This is a genomic window from Streptomyces sp. NPDC031210 (assembly GCF_055570395.1).
Window position 1 is genome coordinate 230,532 of sequence record NZ_JBVIHH010000011.1, and the last position, 16,865, is coordinate 247,396.

Annotated in this window: 15 protein-coding genes; 3 read left to right on the top strand and 12 right to left on the bottom strand. The window is 74.6% G+C overall.

The window, feature by feature from the left end:
• Positions 1 to 110: 110 nt before the first annotated feature.
• From ACZ45Z_RS21580 to ectA, 5 genes are all read right to left on the bottom strand, one after another.
• Entirely contained in the window at positions 111 to 1,421 is a 1,311-nt protein-coding gene (locus ACZ45Z_RS21580) for an alpha/beta fold hydrolase (RefSeq protein WP_468364664.1), read from the bottom strand.
• A gap of 216 nt (positions 1,422 to 1,637) precedes the next feature.
• Complete coding sequence (gene thpD / locus ACZ45Z_RS21585; protein ID WP_468364666.1) at positions 1,638 to 2,537, bottom strand: ectoine hydroxylase; 900 nt, start codon at positions 2,535 to 2,537, stop codon at positions 1,638 to 1,640.
• A gap of 91 nt (positions 2,538 to 2,628) precedes the next feature.
• Positions 2,629 to 3,033 carry an ectoine synthase gene (locus ACZ45Z_RS21590; protein WP_468364669.1) on the bottom strand — a complete coding sequence of 135 codons (405 nt, stop codon included), beginning with the start codon at positions 3,031 to 3,033 and terminating at the stop codon, positions 2,629 to 2,631.
• 55 nt (positions 3,034 to 3,088) lie between these two features.
• Complete coding sequence (ectB, locus tag ACZ45Z_RS21595; RefSeq protein WP_468364672.1) at positions 3,089 to 4,357, bottom strand: diaminobutyrate--2-oxoglutarate transaminase; 1,269 nt, start codon at positions 4,355 to 4,357, stop codon at positions 3,089 to 3,091.
• 128 nt (positions 4,358 to 4,485) lie between these two features.
• Positions 4,486 to 5,052 (bottom strand): diaminobutyrate acetyltransferase, encoded by a 567-nt coding sequence (ectA, locus tag ACZ45Z_RS21600; RefSeq protein WP_468364675.1) that lies wholly within the window; start codon positions 5,050 to 5,052, stop codon positions 4,486 to 4,488.
• Positions 5,053 to 5,506: 454 nt separating this feature from the next.
• Here ectA and ACZ45Z_RS21605 point away from each other — a divergent pair, with 454 nt between their 5' ends.
• Positions 5,507 to 6,607: an amidohydrolase family protein gene (locus ACZ45Z_RS21605; RefSeq protein ID WP_468364678.1), complete on the top strand. Its 1,101-nt coding sequence runs from the start codon at positions 5,507 to 5,509 to the stop codon at positions 6,605 to 6,607.
• A gap of 52 nt (positions 6,608 to 6,659) precedes the next feature.
• Here ACZ45Z_RS21605 and ACZ45Z_RS21610 read toward each other — a convergent pair whose 3' ends face one another.
• Positions 6,660 to 7,676, bottom strand: coding sequence for a bile acid:sodium symporter family protein (locus ACZ45Z_RS21610; protein ID WP_468364680.1), 1,017 nt, complete (start codon positions 7,674 to 7,676; stop codon positions 6,660 to 6,662).
• Positions 7,677 to 8,001: 325 nt separating this feature from the next.
• Here ACZ45Z_RS21610 and ACZ45Z_RS21615 point away from each other — a divergent pair, with 325 nt between their 5' ends.
• Positions 8,002 to 8,988, top strand: coding sequence for an SCO1860 family LAETG-anchored protein (locus tag ACZ45Z_RS21615; protein WP_468364840.1), 987 nt, complete (start codon positions 8,002 to 8,004; stop codon positions 8,986 to 8,988).
• A gap of 238 nt (positions 8,989 to 9,226) precedes the next feature.
• Here ACZ45Z_RS21615 and cobC read toward each other — a convergent pair whose 3' ends face one another.
• From cobC to ACZ45Z_RS21630, 3 genes are read right to left on the bottom strand one after another with little or no spacing between them, the layout of a single operon-like run.
• On the bottom strand, positions 9,227 to 10,333 hold the full coding sequence (cobC, locus tag ACZ45Z_RS21620; protein WP_468364683.1) for an Rv2231c family pyridoxal phosphate-dependent protein CobC: 1,107 nt from the start codon (positions 10,331 to 10,333) through the stop codon (positions 9,227 to 9,229).
• A complete protein-coding gene (locus ACZ45Z_RS21625; protein WP_468364685.1) occupies positions 10,317 to 11,237 on the bottom strand; it encodes a sirohydrochlorin chelatase in 921 nt (306 codons plus the stop codon). Before ACZ45Z_RS21625 ends, cobC begins: the two co-directional genes overlap by 17 nt.
• Positions 11,234 to 11,842, bottom strand: coding sequence for a cobalamin biosynthesis protein (locus tag ACZ45Z_RS21630; RefSeq protein WP_468364687.1), 609 nt, complete (start codon positions 11,840 to 11,842; stop codon positions 11,234 to 11,236). The genes ACZ45Z_RS21625 and ACZ45Z_RS21630 overlap by 4 nt, the downstream gene beginning before the upstream one ends.
• A gap of 136 nt (positions 11,843 to 11,978) precedes the next feature.
• On the opposite strand from ACZ45Z_RS21630, the gene ACZ45Z_RS21635 reads away from it, so the two are divergent.
• Positions 11,979 to 12,704 carry a ZIP family metal transporter gene (locus ACZ45Z_RS21635; protein ID WP_468364690.1) on the top strand — a complete coding sequence of 242 codons (726 nt, stop codon included), beginning with the start codon at positions 11,979 to 11,981 and terminating at the stop codon, positions 12,702 to 12,704.
• A gap of 20 nt (positions 12,705 to 12,724) precedes the next feature.
• Here the strand turns inward: ACZ45Z_RS21635 and ACZ45Z_RS21640 are convergent, their stop codons facing one another.
• From ACZ45Z_RS21640 to ACZ45Z_RS21650, 3 genes are read right to left on the bottom strand one after another with little or no spacing between them, the layout of a single operon-like run.
• Entirely contained in the window at positions 12,725 to 14,137 is a 1,413-nt protein-coding gene (locus ACZ45Z_RS21640) for a cobyrinate a,c-diamide synthase (protein WP_468364692.1), read from the bottom strand.
• Positions 14,138 to 14,144: 7 nt separating this feature from the next.
• Positions 14,145 to 14,750: a cob(I)yrinic acid a,c-diamide adenosyltransferase gene (cobO, locus tag ACZ45Z_RS21645; RefSeq protein ID WP_468364694.1), complete on the bottom strand. Its 606-nt coding sequence runs from the start codon at positions 14,748 to 14,750 to the stop codon at positions 14,145 to 14,147.
• Positions 14,750 to 16,846 (bottom strand): putative cobaltochelatase, encoded by a 2,097-nt coding sequence (locus ACZ45Z_RS21650; RefSeq protein WP_468364696.1) that lies wholly within the window; start codon positions 16,844 to 16,846, stop codon positions 14,750 to 14,752. Before ACZ45Z_RS21650 ends, cobO begins: the two co-directional genes overlap by 1 nt.
• Positions 16,847 to 16,865: the final 19 nt, after the last annotated feature.

The following is a 16,865-nucleotide window of genomic DNA, read 5'->3' on the forward strand; positions in this document are numbered from 1 at the left end:
CCACCGCGCGAGGCCCCCGGGCCCCGCGCGTCCCACCGTGCGTGCCCTTCACATCCCGGGCCCCGCGCGTCACGGTGCGTGCCCTTCACTCCTGGCCCCCCGCGTGCCCTTCACACCTCCCCGCGCACCATCTTCACCAGCCGGTCGAGCACCGCCCCGTCGCTGACCCGCAGCCCGTCGTGCTCCCACTCGTCGGTCACCCACACCCGCAGCCCCCCGATCGCCTGCGCGGTGCGCAGCGCGTGGGCGGTGTCGACGTACATGTCGTCGAAGTAGACCGCCGCGGCGGCCGGCACCGTGTTACGGGCCAGTTGGCCGGCGTCGTAGAGATCCGGCCAGTCCGCCCGCTCCGCCAGCGCCTGCGCGGCCTCCTTCAGGGGGGCCAGCGCGGGGTCGGTGTCGAACAGCCACGGATAGATCATCTCGCCGGTGAAGTACACCGGCCCGTCACCGGCCAGCGCCGTGTCCACGTCGAACGCCGGGAACGCCGCCCGTTCCCGCTGCGCCGCCCAGGCCGTCGGCCCCGGGTCCACCGACCGCTGGCCGTAGATCGTCTCGTGCAGCACCGCGAACAGCGGGGTGGTGGCGTGCGAGAGATGGCCCTGGGCGGCGTGCAGGAAGGCGTCGGCGAGCTCCGGGCCGGCCGGGCCGGTCACCCACGCCTCGCTGATCAGGTGGTGCAGGGTGTGCGAGCCGTTGCCGCTGCCCAGCATCAGGCCCAGGCCCTGGAACGCCTCGGCGGTCAGCAGCCCGCCACCGGGCAGTCGCGCCGGACGCTCCCGCAGGTGGGACGCGATCCGCCGGACGGCCGCCACGTCGCGCGGGTAGCGGGCGTAGTGCGCGGCGTTCTTCCGGGCCACCCGCGGGTAGGCCGCCCGGTAGACCTCCGCCGCGCTCACGTCGAGCCCCGGCAGCCCGCCCGTCACGTACGCCTCGCGCAGCCCCTCGGGCGCCCGGGAGAGGTAGGCGACCGTGCAGAAGCCGCCGAAGCTCTGGCCCAGGACGCTCCACGGCGCCCCGTCCGGCACCAGCCGGCGCCGGAACAGCTCGGCGTCGCCCACGATCGCGTCCGCGCGGAAGTGGCGCAGGTAGGCGGCCTGCTCGCGCGGTCCGCCGCGCAGCGGGAGCGTCTGCCGGTTGGCGGGCGTGGAACGGCCGGTGCCGCGCTGGTCCAGCAGCAGGACACGGTAGTCGTCCAGGGCCCTGGACAGCCACGAGTCCCGGCCCACCGGCCGAGGGGAGGGGCAGCCGGGGCCGCCCTGGAGGTAGACCAGCCAGGGCAGGTCCGCGTGCTCGCGCCCGGCGGCCACCACCTCGCGCCCGTAGACCTCCAGCCGTTCGCCGTCCGGATCGCCGTGGTCGAGCGGCACCTGAAGCACATGGTCGGTCAGCACGACCCCCGGCACCCGGTCCACGGTCATGACCTCTCTCCTCACGTCGCACGGCCCGCGAGACCCGGCCGGCCCGCGAGACCGCCGGTCAGGCTAGCGCCCGGCGCCGGTCCCGCTACCCGCGCGTGGCCCGCTCACGCACATGGCGCGGCCGCCGCACAGTCGCTGCTGTGCGGCGGCCGCGCCACCGGTACGCACCGGCGGCCCCGGGGCCCGAGAGGCGCCGGAGGACCGGAGGAGGAGCCGCTAGCGCACCGGGGTGAAGTCGCGGGCGCCGATGTACTCCGGGCGCCGGACCGGGGCCGCGAACGGCTCCACCGCGGTGTTCTCCACGCTGTTGAAGACGATGAAGACGTTGCTGCGCGGATACGGCGTGATGTTGTCACCGGAGCCGTGCATGGCGTTGCAGTCGAACCAGGTGGCCGAGCCGGCCTTGCCGGTGAACAACTGGATGCCGTGCTTGTCGGCCATCTTCGTCAGGACCTCGTCCGACGGGATGCCCGCGTCCTGCATCTGGAGCGACCGCTTGTAGTGGTCCTTCGGCGTCTCGCCCTCGCAGCCCACGAAGTGCCGGTGGGAGCCGGGCATGATCATGAGGCCGCCGTTGGTCGCGTAGTTCTCCGTCAGCGCGATCGAGACCGACACGGTGCGCATGTTCGGCAGACCGTCCTCGGCGTGCCAGGTCTCGAAGTCGGAGTGCCAGTAGAAGCCCGAGGCACCGAAGCCGGGCTTGACGTTGATCCGCGACTGGTGGACGTAGACGTCCGAGCCGAGGATCTGCCGGGCGCGGCCGACCACCCGGGGGTCACGGACCAGCGCGGCGAACACCTCGCTGATCTTGTGCACCTCGAACACCGACCGGACGCTCTGCGACTTCGGCTCGACGATCGAGCGCGGGTCCGCGCGCATCGCCGGGTCGAGGACGAGGCGGTCCAGTTCGGTGCGGTACACCGCGACTTCTTCCGCGGTGAGCAGTTCCCCGATGGCGAAGAAGCCATCGCGTTCGAAGTCGCTCAGCTCGGACGGCGCGAAGGGGCCGGCCGCTCCGGGCTGCGACCACACCACCGGGTCCTTCCGCGGGGTGATCACCTCGGTGGTCCCACGGGTCGGGTACAGGTCGGCGGTGCGCTCGGGTGCGGTGGTCATGGTGTTGCCTTCCTCTCCTCTCGTACGTGCTCTTCTGCTTGCTCCTGTGCGTGCCTTCCTCAACTGCCGGACGGGGCAGGCGGGGTACGCCTCAGCCCGCTTCGGGCTCGGTGAGCAACGGGTAGACACCGTTCTCGTCGTGGTCCTCACGGCCGGTGACCGGAGGGTTGAAGACGCACACGCAGCGGAAGTCCTCCTTGATCCGCATGGTGTGCTTCTCGTGGCCGTCGAGCAAGTACATCGTGCCGGGCGTGATGATGTGCTTCTCGCCGGTCTCGTCGTTCGTGAGCTCGGCCTCGCCCTCCACGCACAGGACCGCTTCGTAGTGGTTGGCGTACCACATCGACGTCTCGGTTCCCGCGTACAGGACGGTCTCGTGCAGCGAGAACCCGACGCGCTCCTTGGCGAGCACGATGCGCTTGCTCTCCCAGGTGCCGGATTTGGACTTGACGTGGCGGTCGGTGCCTTCGATGTCCTTGAAGGATCGGACGATCACGGTGAGTCGGTGCCTTTCTGTGGAACGGTGAAGGGGCTCTGGACCGGCCGGCCGGTCAGGCGCAGTCGCGGACCGCGCGGGCGAGGGTGCGAAGGCCCTCGTCCAGCTCCTCGGGGGTGGTCGTCAGCGCGGGCAGCAGCTTGACGACCTCGCTCTCCGGGCCGGAGGTCTCGATGAGCAGACCCAGCTCGAAGGCGCGCTTGGCGATCTTGTTGGCAAGGCTCTTGTCGACGCACTCCAGGCCCCACACCAGACCGCGGCCGCGGTACTCGGCGATGGCCTGCGGGTGCTCCTCGACGATGGCCTTCAGGTGTGCCTCGACGATCTCACCGCGGGCGAGCGTCTGCTTCTCCATCTGGCCGTCGGCCCAGTACGTGTCCAGCGCGGCGGCGGCGGTGACGAAGGCCGGGTTGTTGCCGCGGAAGGTGCCGTTGTGCTCGCCCGGCTCCCAGATGTCCAGCTCCGGCTTGAACAGGGTGAGCGCGAGCGGCAGGCCGTAGCCGCTGATGGACTTCGAGACGGTGACGATGTCCGGCACGATGCCCGCCTCCTCGAAGGAGAAGAAGGCACCCGTACGGCCGCAGCCCATCTGGATGTCGTCGACGATCAGCAGCATGTCGCGGCGCTCGCACAGGTCGGCGAGGGCGCGCAGCCACTCGACGCGGGCGACGTTGATGCCGCCCTCGCCCTGGACCGTCTCGACGATCACCGCGGCGGGCTGGTTCAGGCCCGAACCCTGGTCCTCCAGCAGCCGCTCGAACCACAGGAAGTCGGGGTAGGCGCCGTCGAGGTAGTTGTCGAACGGCATCGGGGTGCCGTGCACCAGCGGGATGCCCGCACCGGCCCGCTTGAAGGCGTTGCCGGTGACGGCCAGCGAGCCGAGCGACATGCCGTGGAAGGCGTTGGTGAAGGACACGATCGACTCGCGGCCCTTGACCTTGCGGGCCAGTTTCAGCGCGGCCTCGACGGCGTTGGTGCCCGTCGGGCCCGGGAACATGACCTTGTAGGGCAGGTCACGCGGCCGCAGGATGATGTTCTGGAACGACTCCAGGAACGCCCGCTTGGCCGTGGTGGACATGTCCAGGCCGTGGGTGACGCCGTCCCGCTCGATGTAGTCGATCAGGGCGCGTTTGAGGACGGGGTTGTTGTGGCCGTAGTTCAGCGACCCGGCGCCGGCGAAGAAGTCGAGGTAGGTGTGGCCGTCCTCGTCGATCATGCGGCTGCCCTGGGCGCGGTCGAACACGGTCGGCCATCCGCGGCAGTAGCTGCGGACCTCGGACTCGACGGTCTCGAAAACGCTGAGGTCGGGCTGGGTGATGGTCACAGCATGCTCCTGGGAGATGAGTGGCGAAACGTGGGGAAGTCCGTGGGGCCGGCCGGGTCCGGCGGACTGCTGGGTGTGCCGGTCCCGTGGGTGCGCGCGCCGGCCGGGTCGCGCGGGGCGGCGGGTGGTCAGCGCCCGGTGCCCGGTGGAGGGTCGAACGGGCCGATGAGGTGCAGCACCTCCGGCTCGTGACCCTGCTCGGGGAAGAGCCCGGCGTCGAACAGCACCTCGCGCTTGAGGGGCACCCGGTGCCGCTCGGCGAACGACTCGAACAGTCGGTTCGAGGCGGCGTTGTCGGGCGTGATGGTGGTCTCGACGAGACGGACGCCCAGGTCGCGGGTGGCGCGGCCGGTCAGCCCGTCCAGGAGTGCGGCGGCCAGCCCCTGGCCGCGGTGCGCGTCGTCGACGGCTACCTGCCAGACGACGAGCGTCTGCGGGCGCTCGGGGCGGATGTAGCCGGTGACGAAGGCGGCCGGCTCGCCCTCCGCGTCCCGTGCGACGACAGAGGTGGCGGCGAAGTCGCGACACCACAGGAGGTAGCTGTAGGAGGAGTTCAGGTCCAGTGCCTTGGAGTCGCGAGCGATACGCCAGATCGCGGCTCCGTCCTCCACGCGTGGGGTGTCGAGCTTGAAGCCCTCCGGCAATTCTCTGATATCGCTACGGGCACGTGCATGGTCTGCTTGTGCGGCGGTCATGGGAATTAAATTTACCCAGGGAAAAAGGAAATTGCATCGCGAGGAGGGGTTACGTACGACGCTCGTCTGTGGTATCGCGCGGGGGCGCCCGAGCGCGCGATCCGACCGAGGGATGTACCGTTTTGACCAGGAAGTTCGGCGCAAAACGGACCCCTTGTGGAGTCGGTCACAGGTCCGTAACGTCCCTGAGACGCGTCCGCATTACGGCCCTCGACCCTAGCGGAATCTTGGCGTTTGAGGTGCGGAAAAGCGGGCAGAAGAATACGGGGAGCTACGCTCCTGAGGAATTGGGAATTCGCCGGTGGAAGGTTCGCCCGAACGGGTGGCGGAAAGCCGGTCGCCGGGAAAGCGTGAAGCTCCCGGGAGTTTTGGGGAAACGGCCCGGAAATCGTCCGCCGGCGCCTGCGGGGACGGGCCCCGGCCGCCCGCGCGCGGCGCCGCCTAAAGTGCCGGTATGACGTCCAAGAGTGAAGGTGCCGCGCTGCACCTCAAGGGGAGGGTCCTGGCCGGGCCGGACGACGTGCGCGACGAGCTGTGGGTCGTCGGCGGCCGGGTGACGTTCGAGCTGCCCACGGGCGTGCGGGATCTCACGACCGTCGAGGGCTGGGCGCTGCCGGGCCTGGTCGACGCGCACTGCCATGTGGGGCTCGACGCGCACGGGCCGGTGGACGCAGCCACCAGCGAGAAGCAGGCGCTGACCGACCGCGACGCCGGCACGCTGCTGATCCGGGACGCCGGCTCCCCCTCCGACACCCGCTGGATCGACGACCGCGAGGACCTGCCGCGCATCATCCGCGCCGGCCGGCACATCGCCCGCACCCGCCGCTACATCCGCAACTACGCCCACGAGATCGAACCGGAGGACCTGGTCGCCTACGTCGCCCAGGAGGCCCGCCGGGGCGACGGCTGGGTCAAGCTCGTCGGGGACTGGCTCGACCGCTCCACCGGCGATCTGGGCTTCTGCTGGCCGCGCGGCGCGGTCGAGGCGGCCATCGCCGAGGCGCACCGGCTGGGCGCCCGGGTCACCGCCCACTGCTTCGCGGAGGAATCCCTCGCCCCGCTGGTCGAGGCCGGGATCGACTGCGTCGAACACGCCACCGGGCTCACCGAGGACACCATCCCGCTGTTCGCCGAGCGCGGCGTCGCCATCGTCCCGACGCTGGTCAACATCGCGACGTTCCCGCGCCTGGCGGCCGGGGGCGAGGGGAAGTTCCCGCGCTGGGCGGACCATATGCGGCGGCTGCACGCGCGCCGCTACGACACCGTACGGGCCGCCTACGACGCCGGCGTGCCCGTCTTCGCCGGTACGGACGCCGGCGGCTCGCTGGCGCACGGCCTGATCGCCGACGAGGTGGCCGAGCTGGTGAAGGCCGGCCTGCCCGCCGTCGCCGCGCTCTCCGCGACCACCTGGGGAGCCCGCGCGTGGCTCGGCCGCCCGGGCCTGACCGAGGGCGCCGCCGCCGACCTCGTCGTCTACGAGAGCGATCCGCGCGCCGACGTCCGGGTTCTGGCGGCGCCGCGCCGGGTGGTGCTGCGGGGGCGGGTGATCGGCTGACGCGGGCGGTGGGCCGCGCCTCGCCGGGGCTCGCGTCGGCGGCCGGACGGCCTCACCGGGCGCGCCGCGCGGAGCGGGCCATCCAGGCGGCGACGACCGCGCCCGAGACGTTGTGCCAGACCGAGAAGACCGCGGCGGGCAGCGCGGCGGCCGGGCTGAAGTGGGCGGTGGCCAGGGAAGCGGCGAGCCCGGAGTTCTGCATCCCGACCTCGAAGGCCATCGCCCGGCTCGCCGGGCCGCCCAGTCGGGCCAGCCGCCCCCCGGCGTAGCCCAGCACCAGGCCCAGTCCGTTGTGCAGCACCACGGCCAGCAGGACAAGTGCCGCCGCGTCCTTGAGCGCGGCGGCACTGCCGGCCACCACCGTCAGCACGATGACGGCGATGGTGGCGGCCGACACCCACGGCAGCGCGGGGAGCGCCCGGTCGGCGTACCGGCCGGCCCCCAGGCGCACCAGCAGGCCCGCCACCACCGGCAGCAGCACCGTCTTGAGGATGTCGGTGACCATGGCGCCCGCGTCCACGTCCAGGAACCGGCCGGCGAGCAGCAGCGTCAGCGGCGGCGTGACGAGCGGCGCGAGGACGGTGGAGACCGTCGCCACCGCCACCGACAGCGCGACGTCGCCGCGCGCGAGGTAGGTCACGACGTTGGACGCGGTGCCGCTGGGCGCGCAGCCGACCAGGATCACGCCGGCGGCGAGCTGCGGCGGCAGGTGCAGTCCCGTCGCGATCAGCCAGCCGAGCCCCGGCATGATCACGTAGTGCGCGGCCAGGCCCAGCGCGACCACCCAGGGCCGCCTGGCGACCGCGGCGAAGTCCGGCGGGGTCAGCGTCAGCCCCATCGAGAACATCACCACACCCAGCAGCCACGGCACCGCGGGAGCCCAGTCGGTGAACGGCGCCGGCCACAGCAGTCCGGCCGCCCCGGCGGCGATCACCAGCAGTGGGAAGAGGGTCACGGCCCGGCGGGCCGCCCGGTCCGGTGCGGACGGCTCACGGTCCGGTGCGGGCGGCGCCGGAACGCCGGGGCCGGGGGCCGGTGCGGGGCTCTGGTTCGTCTGCTCGCTGGGCACGAGGGCACCCTAGCCGTCTTAAGCATGTACAGGACAACGGATTTCGGAACCCGGACCGGTGGCGGGCGGTCGGCGGCGTCACCCGACCGGTGTGACGTCTGTGGCGTGAGGGGAACGCGGCGCCCCGGGAATCGAATGCAGACGCGGAAACCACCCATTGGGGTGAACTCACCGCACGTGGCTGCCCGTTCACCCTCGGTGCGGCCACGATGTGCGGGTCGAGGTCGCCGAGCCGCGTGATGTCCCCCATCGGCGCGGCCGGCGGCTCCACTTCTCTTGTGGGGGTTCCACACACGTGTCCACCAGTCCCACCCGTTACTCCGGCATGCCCGCAGCCCGCGCGGCGGCCGGTCCCGCCGCCGCGCGGCCGGTCCGCCGGCTCGCCGCGACGGCCCTCGCCACCGCCCTCGCCGCCGGCCCCGCCGTCCTGCTCGGCGCCGGCCCCGCGCACGCCACCGGCGGCGACGGCCCGGCCCACGGCACCGCCGGCGCGGTCGTCCTGCGCACCGCACTCAACCTCGGCCTGCTCGACAAGACGGTCGACGTCCCGCTGCGCGCCACGCTCAACGAGGTGCGCGCCCCGGCCTCGGCCGACAAGACCGCGCTGACGGTCACCCTCGACGGCATCGACCGGGGCCGGCCGTTCACCGTGCTGCGCGCCGACGTCGCCACCGCGCGCGCCACCACCGGCCGCCACAAGGCCGAGGGCTACGCCAACGTCGCGCACGCCAAGGTCCACCTGCCCGGCCTTCCCCTGCTGTCCCTCATCGAGGTCCAGCAGGTCACCTCCAGGGCCGTCTGCGCGGCGGGCGAGCGCCCGCGGGCGGAGTCCGAGGTGCTGGGCGGCGTCCGGGTCCTGGGCAAGAAGGTCACGCTCAGCGCCGGCGGCACGACCCGGGTGAAGGTGCCGGGCGTCGGCGAGGTGCGGCTGGACCTGTCGAAGAAGAGCGTGACGTCCAAGAGCGCCGCCGCCACCGCGCTCGACCTGAACGTCTCGGTCAACCCGCTGAAGCTGAACGTCGCCGACGTCACCGGGCGGGTCACCCTCGCCGAGGCCACCTGCACCACCCCCCGGCCCCAGGCACCCGACGACGGCGGCACGGGCGGCACCACCGCCGAGCCGCGCCCCGGCTCCCGGCCGAGCGTCCAGACCGCCTCCCGGCCGGCCACCGGCAACCTCGCCGAGACCGGCGGCAGCTCGACCACCCCGTATCTCGCCGGCGGCGCGGCCCTGCTGCTCGCCGCGGGCGCCGGGGCGCTCGGCTACGCCCGCCGCCGCCGCGCCGCCGCGCCGGGGGACGGGCGCGGCTGACAGACCCGTACACCGCGCCGGTGCCGTGGGGGCGCCGGGCGCGGGTACGGCCGGGGCGTGCCGGGCGGGCCCTACGCGGCCCGCACGGTGTGCCTCACCCCTCGCCGGGCCCCCGTCGAAGCGTGGTTCGACGGATGGGCCCGGCGAGGGCCTCCGCCAGGCAGCCGCGGCACGGTCACCGGCGGCCCGCCGGGTGCGACGAGGCGAGCGCTCGGAGCGGGTGCGGCGAGGCGGGCGCTCAGGGGCCGTCCGGCCCGGCGAGCAGCGCGGCCAGGGCCGCCACGAAGTCGTCCGTCGTGGCCCGGTCCCGGACCGCGAGCCGCAGCCAGTCTGGGCCCAGGCCCGGGAAGGTGTCGCCGCGGCGGACCGCGAAGCCGCGCTCGCGCAGCGCGGCGCGTACCTCGGCGGCCCCCGCCAGCCGGATCAGCACGAACGGCCCCTCGGCCGGCTCCACGGCCCGTATCCCGCCCAGCGCGGCCAGCCGGGACAGCAGATGGGCCCGGTCCTCGGCGATCCGCACGGCCGCCGCGGCCGCCTCCGCGAGCGCCGCCGGCTCGCAGCACGCCTCGGCGGCGGCCAGCGCCGGGCTGGAGACCGGCCAGAGCGGCTGCGCCCGCTCCAGAGCCGCGATCATGCCCGGCTCGGCCAGCACATAGCCGACGCGCAGGCCCGCCAGCCCCCACGTCTTGGTGAGGCTGCGCAGCACCACCACGCCCGGCAGGTCCGTGCGCCCGGCCAGCGACGCCCGCTCCCCGGGCACCGCGTCCATGAACGCCTCGTCCACGACCAGCGTCCGGCCCGGCCGCGCCAGTCGCGCCAGGCTGTCGGCCGGATGCAGCACGGAGGTGGGGTTGGTCGGATTGCCGACGACGACCAGATCGGCGTCCTCGGGCACCGCGTCCGGATCCAGCCGGAAGCCGTCCCGCTCGCTGAGCAGCACCCGCTCCACCGTGTGCCCGGCGTCCCGCAGTGCCGCCTCCGGCTCGGTGAACTGCGGATGCACCACGACCGGCCGCCGGGCGGACACCGCCCGGGCGATCAGCACGAACGCCTCCGCCGCCCCCGACGTCAGCAGCACCCGTCCGGCCGGCAGACCGTGCCGGGCCGCGACCGCCAGGCGCGCGGCGCGCCCGTCGGGATACGCGGCGAGCCCGTCCAGCGACGCGGCGATCCGCTCCTTGAGCCAGGCCGGGGGAGTGCCGCCGCGGACATTGACCGCCAGGTCCGTCAGCGCGGCGCCCGCGCCGCGCACCTCGGCGTCGCCGTGATGCCGCAGATCGGGCTCGCCCGCCGGCGGGGAAGGGCGGGCCGCCGGCAGCCGCACGGACTCAGCGGGCCCCGGCATGGCCACCCCGCTCCCCACCGGCCGGCGCCCCCGGGCCCGCCTGCCGCGGTACGGCGTCGCCGCCCGCGTCCGGCAGCCCGCACCCGCACGTCCCGGCGCGCAGCGCCGCCTCGCCCGCCACCGTCTCGTGGTACCGCTCCAGCACCACGTCGGCCACCTCCCGCACCGGGCCGATCACCCCGGCCCCGAACACCTCGGTCTCCGGATGCGCCGCCGCCCAGCCCTCGGTCTGCATCCACACGCGCTCCGCCAGGGCACCGGCGAACAGCAGGTAGGGCAGCACCACGATCCGGGACCGGCCGGCGACCGCCGGGGCCGCGGCGGCCAGCGCGCGGCACCGGTCGAGCCCGGCCGGCACATCGGGCGCCGCGAGGGACACGAACGCCGTCTCCACACCCGCGTAGCCGCGCCCCTCCCACAGCAGCCGCGCCGCCCGCGCCACCTCGGCGTTGGCCCGCGGATCGCCCGCGCCGGGCCCCACCAGCAGGACCGTCGTACGCGCCCGGTCCTCCGGCCGGCGCGCACCGCCGCCCAGCGCCTCCTCCAGCCGCAGCTCCAGCACGTCCAGCAGCTTCGGATGCGGCCCCAGCTCGGCGCCGCCGGCGTAGCGCAGCCCGGGGTGGGCGCGCCCGGCCCGCTCCAGCACGTCGGCAAGGGATTCGGGCACCGGCCCGGTCGGCCCCAGCAGCAGCGGTACGGCCGCGATCCGGGTCGCGCCCCGCTCCACGAGGCCGTCGACGGCGCCGGCGAGCGGCAGCGGCGACGGCGACGGGCCGAAGAGGCCGCCCGCGACCGGTACTCCGGGGACGCGCCGGCCGATCTCACGCACCAGCGCGGGCAGGGCCTCGGCCTCGCTGTCGTCACGGGCGTGACCGGCGATGAGCAGAGCGGGAGGGGTGGTCACAACGTCTCCTTGGAACCGGTGGTGCGCTGTCGGGCGCGGCGCCGGGGACAGCCGCCGCGGTGCGTGGTGGGGGAGGCCATGACGATATCCGCAGCGTCATCAGGGGCGTCAGCCGCGCCCCGGGTACTTCCGGTAAGCGCCCCGCCGTCCCGTTCCGGCGGCACGGCGAGCGCGCAGGTGGCCCGGGCCGGCCGGCCGCGCGGTGCCGACTTGCGCTTGGCGACGAGCAGTTCGGCGCCCGGCCCGGCGGCCAGCAGCGCCGCCGCCTCGGCGACGCTCGGCGTCCCCACGGCCTCCCGGGCGGCGGCGGACGGCCCCGGCACCGCCAGCGCCGCCAGCGCCCGCGCCGGATAGGCCCGCAGCGGCACCCCCAGCCGCCGCGCCGCCCCGATCAGGCCCGGCTCACCGGCCTTGGCGTCCACCGTCGCCAGCGCCGTGACCGCGTCCGCCGCGTATCCGGCGGCGGCGAGGGTATCCGCGATCAGATCCAGGACCTCCGCCACCGCCACGCCCCGGCCCGCCCCCACGCCGGCGACCAGCCCACCGGGGCGGGGCCGGGCGCCCTCGGCACCCGGGGTAGCGCCGGAGCGGGACGCTGCGGTCATCGGGCGGCTCCTTCGGCACGGGCGGTGGCGGACATGCGGGATCGGCGGCGGGTCAGTAAGCAGGGGGCAGGTAAGCAGGTGGCAGGGGAGCGGCGGCCGCACGGACCGGTCCGGTCCCCGGGAAAGGGGTGAGCGGGTGCCGGTGGCCATCGCGCTGGGCGCGTTCTTCATGACGCTCATCGGCGGCTGGGTGGCCGGCCGGGTCACCGACCGCCGGCACCTGGTCCTGGGCCTCGCGGGCGGCCTCATGCTCGGTGTCGTCGGCCTCGACCTGCTGCCCGAGGCGCTGGAGGCGGCCGGCGGCGACCTGTTCGGAGTACCGGCCGCGCTCCTGTGCTTCGTCCTCGGCTTCCTCGCCGCGCACGCCCTGGAGCGGCTGCTCGCGGTCCGCAAGGCGGCGCACGGCATGGACCCGCACGAGCGGGTCCCGCAGGTGGGCCTGACCGCGGCCACCGCGATGGTGATCCACAGCGGCATGGACGGCTTCGCCATCGGCCTGGCCTACCAGGTGGGCCAGGAGATGGCGGTGGCCGTGGCGCTGGCCGTCATCGCCCACGACTTCGCGGACGGCTTCAACACCTACACGATGACCAGCCTCTACGGGAACGCCCGGCACAAGGCGCTGCTGATGCTGGGCGCCGACGCGGTGGCCCCGCTCGTCGGCGCCGCCGCCACCTTGCTGTTCACCCTTCCGGAGCAGTGGCTGGGCCTCTATCTGGGCTTCTTCGGCGGGGTGCTGCTCTACCTCGCGACCTCCGACATCCTGCCGGAGGCGCATCACGAGCACCCCGCGCTGACCACCCTGGCCTGCACGGTCGCGGGAGCGGGCTTCATCTGGCTGGTGGTCGGCATCGCCGGCTGACCGGCCGCCCGCCCCCCGTCTCACCGGGGGCCGCCCGTCGCACCGGCGGGCGGGCCGCCCGCGGCGCTCGCCACCAGCCGGGCGGCCAGGGACGGTTCGGCCGCCCAGTGCACATGCAGATACGAGGCGTGCACGCCGCCGCTGACGAAGCCCTCCACCCGGCGCTCGGGATGCGTCAGACCCCATGCCGGTGACGGGCCCGCGCCCGGATCGAGCGCCGTGCGGTGGAACTCGTGGCCGCGCACCCGCGTCCCGGCCACCGCCAGCGCGTTGTCCGCCAGCGCCACCGCCTCCCGGTAGCCCAGCGTCAGCCGTTCCGACATCCGCGCGTCCGCGGGCAGCACCCCGCACATCGGCTTGCCGTCGATGGACCGGGACAAATACAGCAACCCCGCGCACTCGGCGGACACCGGCGCGCCGGAGGCGGCCAGCGCGGCCACCGTCTCCCGCAGCGGCGCGTTCGCCGACAGATCCGGCGCGTACACCTCGGGGAAGCCGCCACCGATCACCAGCCCCCGCGTCCCGGCCGGCAGCCGCTCGTCGCGCAGCGGATCGAACGGCGCGACCTCGGCGCCCGCCGCGGTCAGCAGCTCGGCGTGCTCGGCGTACGAGAAGGTGAACGCGGCCCCGCCCGCGACGGCGATCAGCGGCCGCTCACCGGCCGGCGCGCCCCCCACGGCCGCCGCCCCGGCCAGCTCCGCCGCCGGATCCCACGGCTCGTCCGTCAGATCCGGCACGCCCCGCGCCAGCGCCAGCAGCGCGTCAAGATCACAGCCGGCGCGCACCCGCGCCGCCAGCTCGCGCACCGATGCCACCGCCTCGGCCCGCCGCTCGGCCACCGGCACCAGACCCAGGTGCCGCGACGGCGTACGCGCCTCGGGGGTACGCCGCAGCGCGCCCAGCACCGGCACCCCGGACGAGCCCATCGCCTCCCGCAGCAGCTCCTCATGACGGTCCGAGCCGACCTTGTTGAGGATCACCCCGGCCAGCCGGACCTCGGGATCCCATGACGCGAAGCCGTGCACCAGCGCGGCCACCGACCGCGACTGCGACGACGCGTCCACCACCAGCACCACCGGCGCCCGCAGCAGCTTGGCGACCTGCGCCGTCGACGACAGCTCGCCCTGCCCCGACGCCCCGTCGAACAGGCCCATCACGCCCTCGACGATCGCCAGGTCCGCACCCGCCGCGCCGTGCAGGAACAGCGGCGCGATCCGGCCCGGGCCGCACAGGTAGGCGTCCAGGTTGCGGCCGGGGCGGCCGGTGGCCAGGGAGTGGTAGCCCGGGTCGATGTAGTCCGGGCCCACCTTGTGCGGGGAGACGGCGAGACCGGCCTCGGCGAACGCCGCCATCAGGCCGGTGGCCACCGTCGTCTTCCCGGCCCCCGAGGACGGCGCGGCGATGACCAGCCGGGGAATCGCGGTGCCGCTCATGTCACGTTCACCATTCGATGCCCCGCTGGCCCTTCTGGCCGGCGTCCATGGGGTGCTTGACCTTGGACATGTCCGTCACCAGATCGGCGAAGTCCATCAGCGGCTGCGGCGCGTTGCGGCCGGTGATGACGACATGCTGCGTACCGGGACGGTCCCGCAGCGCCGACACCACCTCCTCGGTGTCGATCCAGCCCCAGTGCATCGGATACGCGAACTCGTCCAGCACCAGCAGCTTGTACGTCTCCGCCGCGAGGTCCCGCTTGACCTGCTCCCAGCCCTCGCGCGCCGCGTCCTCGCTGGAGAGCGCGTCCCGGACGTTTCGCTGGACCCACGACCAGCCCTCGCCCATCTTGTGCCAGGCGACCGTGCCGCCCTCGCCGGAGTCGCCGAGCACCTTCAGCGCCCGCTCCTCGCCGACCTTCCACTTCGCCGACTTCACGAACTGGAACACCCCCACCGGCCAGCCCTGGTTCCACGCCCGCAGCGCGAGACCGAAGGCGGCGGTGGACTTGCCCTTGCCGATACCCGTGTGGACGAAGACCAGCGGGCGGTTGCGGCGCTGGCGGGTGGTGAGCCCGTCGTTCGGTACGACGGACGGCTGTCCCTGCGGCATTACGCGGCCTTCCTGTTGCCTTGAACGGTCCGTACGAGCGCGGAGACGCTGTCCGCGCGCAGCTCGTCGAGGGTGATCGCGGTGCCCTGCAGCTCACGGGCCAGCTCGCCCGCCAGCCCCAGGCGCACCGGGCCCGCCTCGCAGTCCACGACCACCGACGCGGTGCCCTCGCCGGCCAGCAGCCGGGCGGCCCGGGTGGCCCGCACCAGCGGCTCGGGTCCGCCGGTCGCCCGCCCGTCGGTGACGACGACCAGCAGCGGCCGCCGCGAGGCGTCACGCATCCGCTCCACGCGCAGCACCTCGTGGGCCCGCAGCAGCCCCTCCGACAGCGGCGTACGGCCGCCCGTCGGCAGCTTCTCCAGCCGCGCCGCGCCCGCCTCGACGGAGGACGTGGGCGGCAGCGCCACCTCGGCGCCGGAGCCGCGGAAGGTGACCATGCCGATCTTGTCGCGCCGCTGGTAGGCGTCCATGAGCAGGGAGAGCACCGCGCCCTTGACCGCGCTCATCCGCTTGCGCGCCGCCATCGACCCGGACGCGTCCACCACGAACAGGACGAGATTGCCCTCCCGGCCTTCGCGTACCGCCTCCCGCAGATCGTCCCGGCGCACCACCAGTCCCCGGCCGTCGCGCCCGCGCGCCCGCTGGTGCGGGGCGGCGGCCTGCACGGTCGCCGCCAGGTGCAGTTTGCCCAGGGAGCCCTGTGGCCGGCGGGCCCCGGTCGTCCGGCCGTGCGCGGTGCGCGCCCGCGACCGGCGGCCGTCCGCGCCCTCGCCGAGCCCCGGCACGTCCAGCCGCCGGGTCTTGAACGGCTCCGTCGCGCCGACGGCGGCCGTCTCGCCGCCGGCCCCCGGCGCGTCCTCCTGGCGCTGCTCCCGCGCCGCCGGCTGCTCCCGCGGCGGCTCGGGGGCGCGGTCGGCGTCCCCCTCCTGCTGGTGGGGCAGTTCGGGGCCCGGCGGCAGCGGCGAGTCCTCCGGTCCGTCGTCCGCCGGCGGCTGCCCGCCGCCCGGACCGCCCCCCTCGGGCCCGCCGTCCGGACCGTCCGGCTCCGGATCGTCGTCGCCGTCCGCGCCCTCGTCCGCCCCGGCGAACTCCTCCAGCGTCTGGTCGAGCTTGTCCTCGTCGATCCCCGGCGCGTCGAAGGGATTACGGCGCCGGCGGTGCGGCAGGGCCAGCAGCGCCGCCTGCCGCACGTCCTCGGCCAGGACGTCGGTGCGGCCCGCCCAGGCCGCCAGCGCGGTCGCGGTGCGCGCCATCACGATGTCCGCGCGCATCCCGTCCACCTCGAACGCGGCACACGTCGCCGCGATCTGCCGCAGCGCGGCGTCCCCCAGCGTCACGCCCGGCAGCAATTCCCGGGCCACCGTGATGCGCTCGCGCAGCGCGTCCTCCTCGGCCGCCCAGCGCGCCGCGAAACCCGCCGGATCGGCGTCGTACGCCAGTCGCCGCCGGACGACCTCGACGCGCTGGTCCGGCTCGCGGGAGGCGGCCACCTCCACCGTCAGGCCGAAGCGGTCGAGCAACTGCGGCCGCAGTTCGCCCTCTTCGGGATTCATGGTGCCCACCAGCAGGAAACGCGCCGCGTGCCGTACGGAGACGCCCTCGCGCTCCACGTACGAGGCGCCCATGGCGGCGGCGTCCAGCAGGAGGTCCACGAGGTGGTCGTGGAGCAGGTTGACCTCGTCGACGTAGAGCACGCCGCGGTGCGCGTCGGCCAGCAGACCCGGCTCGAACGCCTTCACGCCCTCCGACAGCGCCCGCTCGATGTCCAGCGCGCCCACCAGCCGGTCCTCGGAGGCGCCGACGGGCAGTTCCACCATCCGCGTCGGACGGGCCTCGGCCGCGCCCGCCTCGTGGGGCCCGTCGGGGCAGGCCGGGTCGGGGGAGTGCGGGGCGCAGGAGAAGCGGCAGCCGGTGATCACGTCCACGGCCGGCATCAGCGTCGCCAAGGCGCGCACGGCCGTGCTCTTCGCGGTGCCTTTCTCGCCGCGGACCAGCACACCGCCGACGGCCGGGCTCACCGCGTTCAGCAGCAGCGCCAGCCGTAGGTCGTCCATGCCGACCACCGCGGTGAACGGATAGTTCGGGGTCGTGGTCATGCCTCGATGCCTCCTGCGG

What these genes read in the sequence shown, in the direction of transcription:
- cobO (WP_468364694.1), bottom strand. Translation starts at nt 14,750, where the DNA reads ATGCCGCAGGGACAGCCGTCCGTCGTACCGAACGACGGGCTCACCACC.
- ACZ45Z_RS21640 (WP_468364692.1), bottom strand. Translation starts at nt 14,137, where the DNA reads ATGAGCGGCACCGCGATTCCCCGGCTGGTCATCGCCGCGCCGTCCTCG.
- ACZ45Z_RS21580 (WP_468364664.1), bottom strand. Translation starts at nt 1,421, where the DNA reads ATGACCGTGGACCGGGTGCCGGGGGTCGTGCTGACCGACCATGTGCTT.
- thpD (WP_468364666.1), bottom strand. Translation starts at nt 2,537, where the DNA reads ATGACCACCGCACCCGAGCGCACCGCCGACCTGTACCCGACCCGTGGG.
- ACZ45Z_RS21615 (WP_468364840.1), top strand. Translation starts at nt 8,002, where the DNA reads ATGCCCGCAGCCCGCGCGGCGGCCGGTCCCGCCGCCGCGCGGCCGGTC.
- ACZ45Z_RS21650 (WP_468364696.1), bottom strand. Translation starts at nt 16,846, where the DNA reads ATGACCACGACCCCGAACTATCCGTTCACCGCGGTGGTCGGCATGGAC.
- ACZ45Z_RS21630 (WP_468364687.1), bottom strand. Translation starts at nt 11,842, where the DNA reads ATGACCGCAGCGTCCCGCTCCGGCGCTACCCCGGGTGCCGAGGGCGCC.
- ectA (WP_468364675.1), bottom strand. Translation starts at nt 5,052, where the DNA reads ATGACCGCCGCACAAGCAGACCATGCACGTGCCCGTAGCGATATCAGA.
- ACZ45Z_RS21605 (WP_468364678.1), top strand. Translation starts at nt 5,507, where the DNA reads ATGACGTCCAAGAGTGAAGGTGCCGCGCTGCACCTCAAGGGGAGGGTC.
- cobC (WP_468364683.1), bottom strand. Translation starts at nt 10,333, where the DNA reads ATGCCGGGGCCCGCTGAGTCCGTGCGGCTGCCGGCGGCCCGCCCTTCC.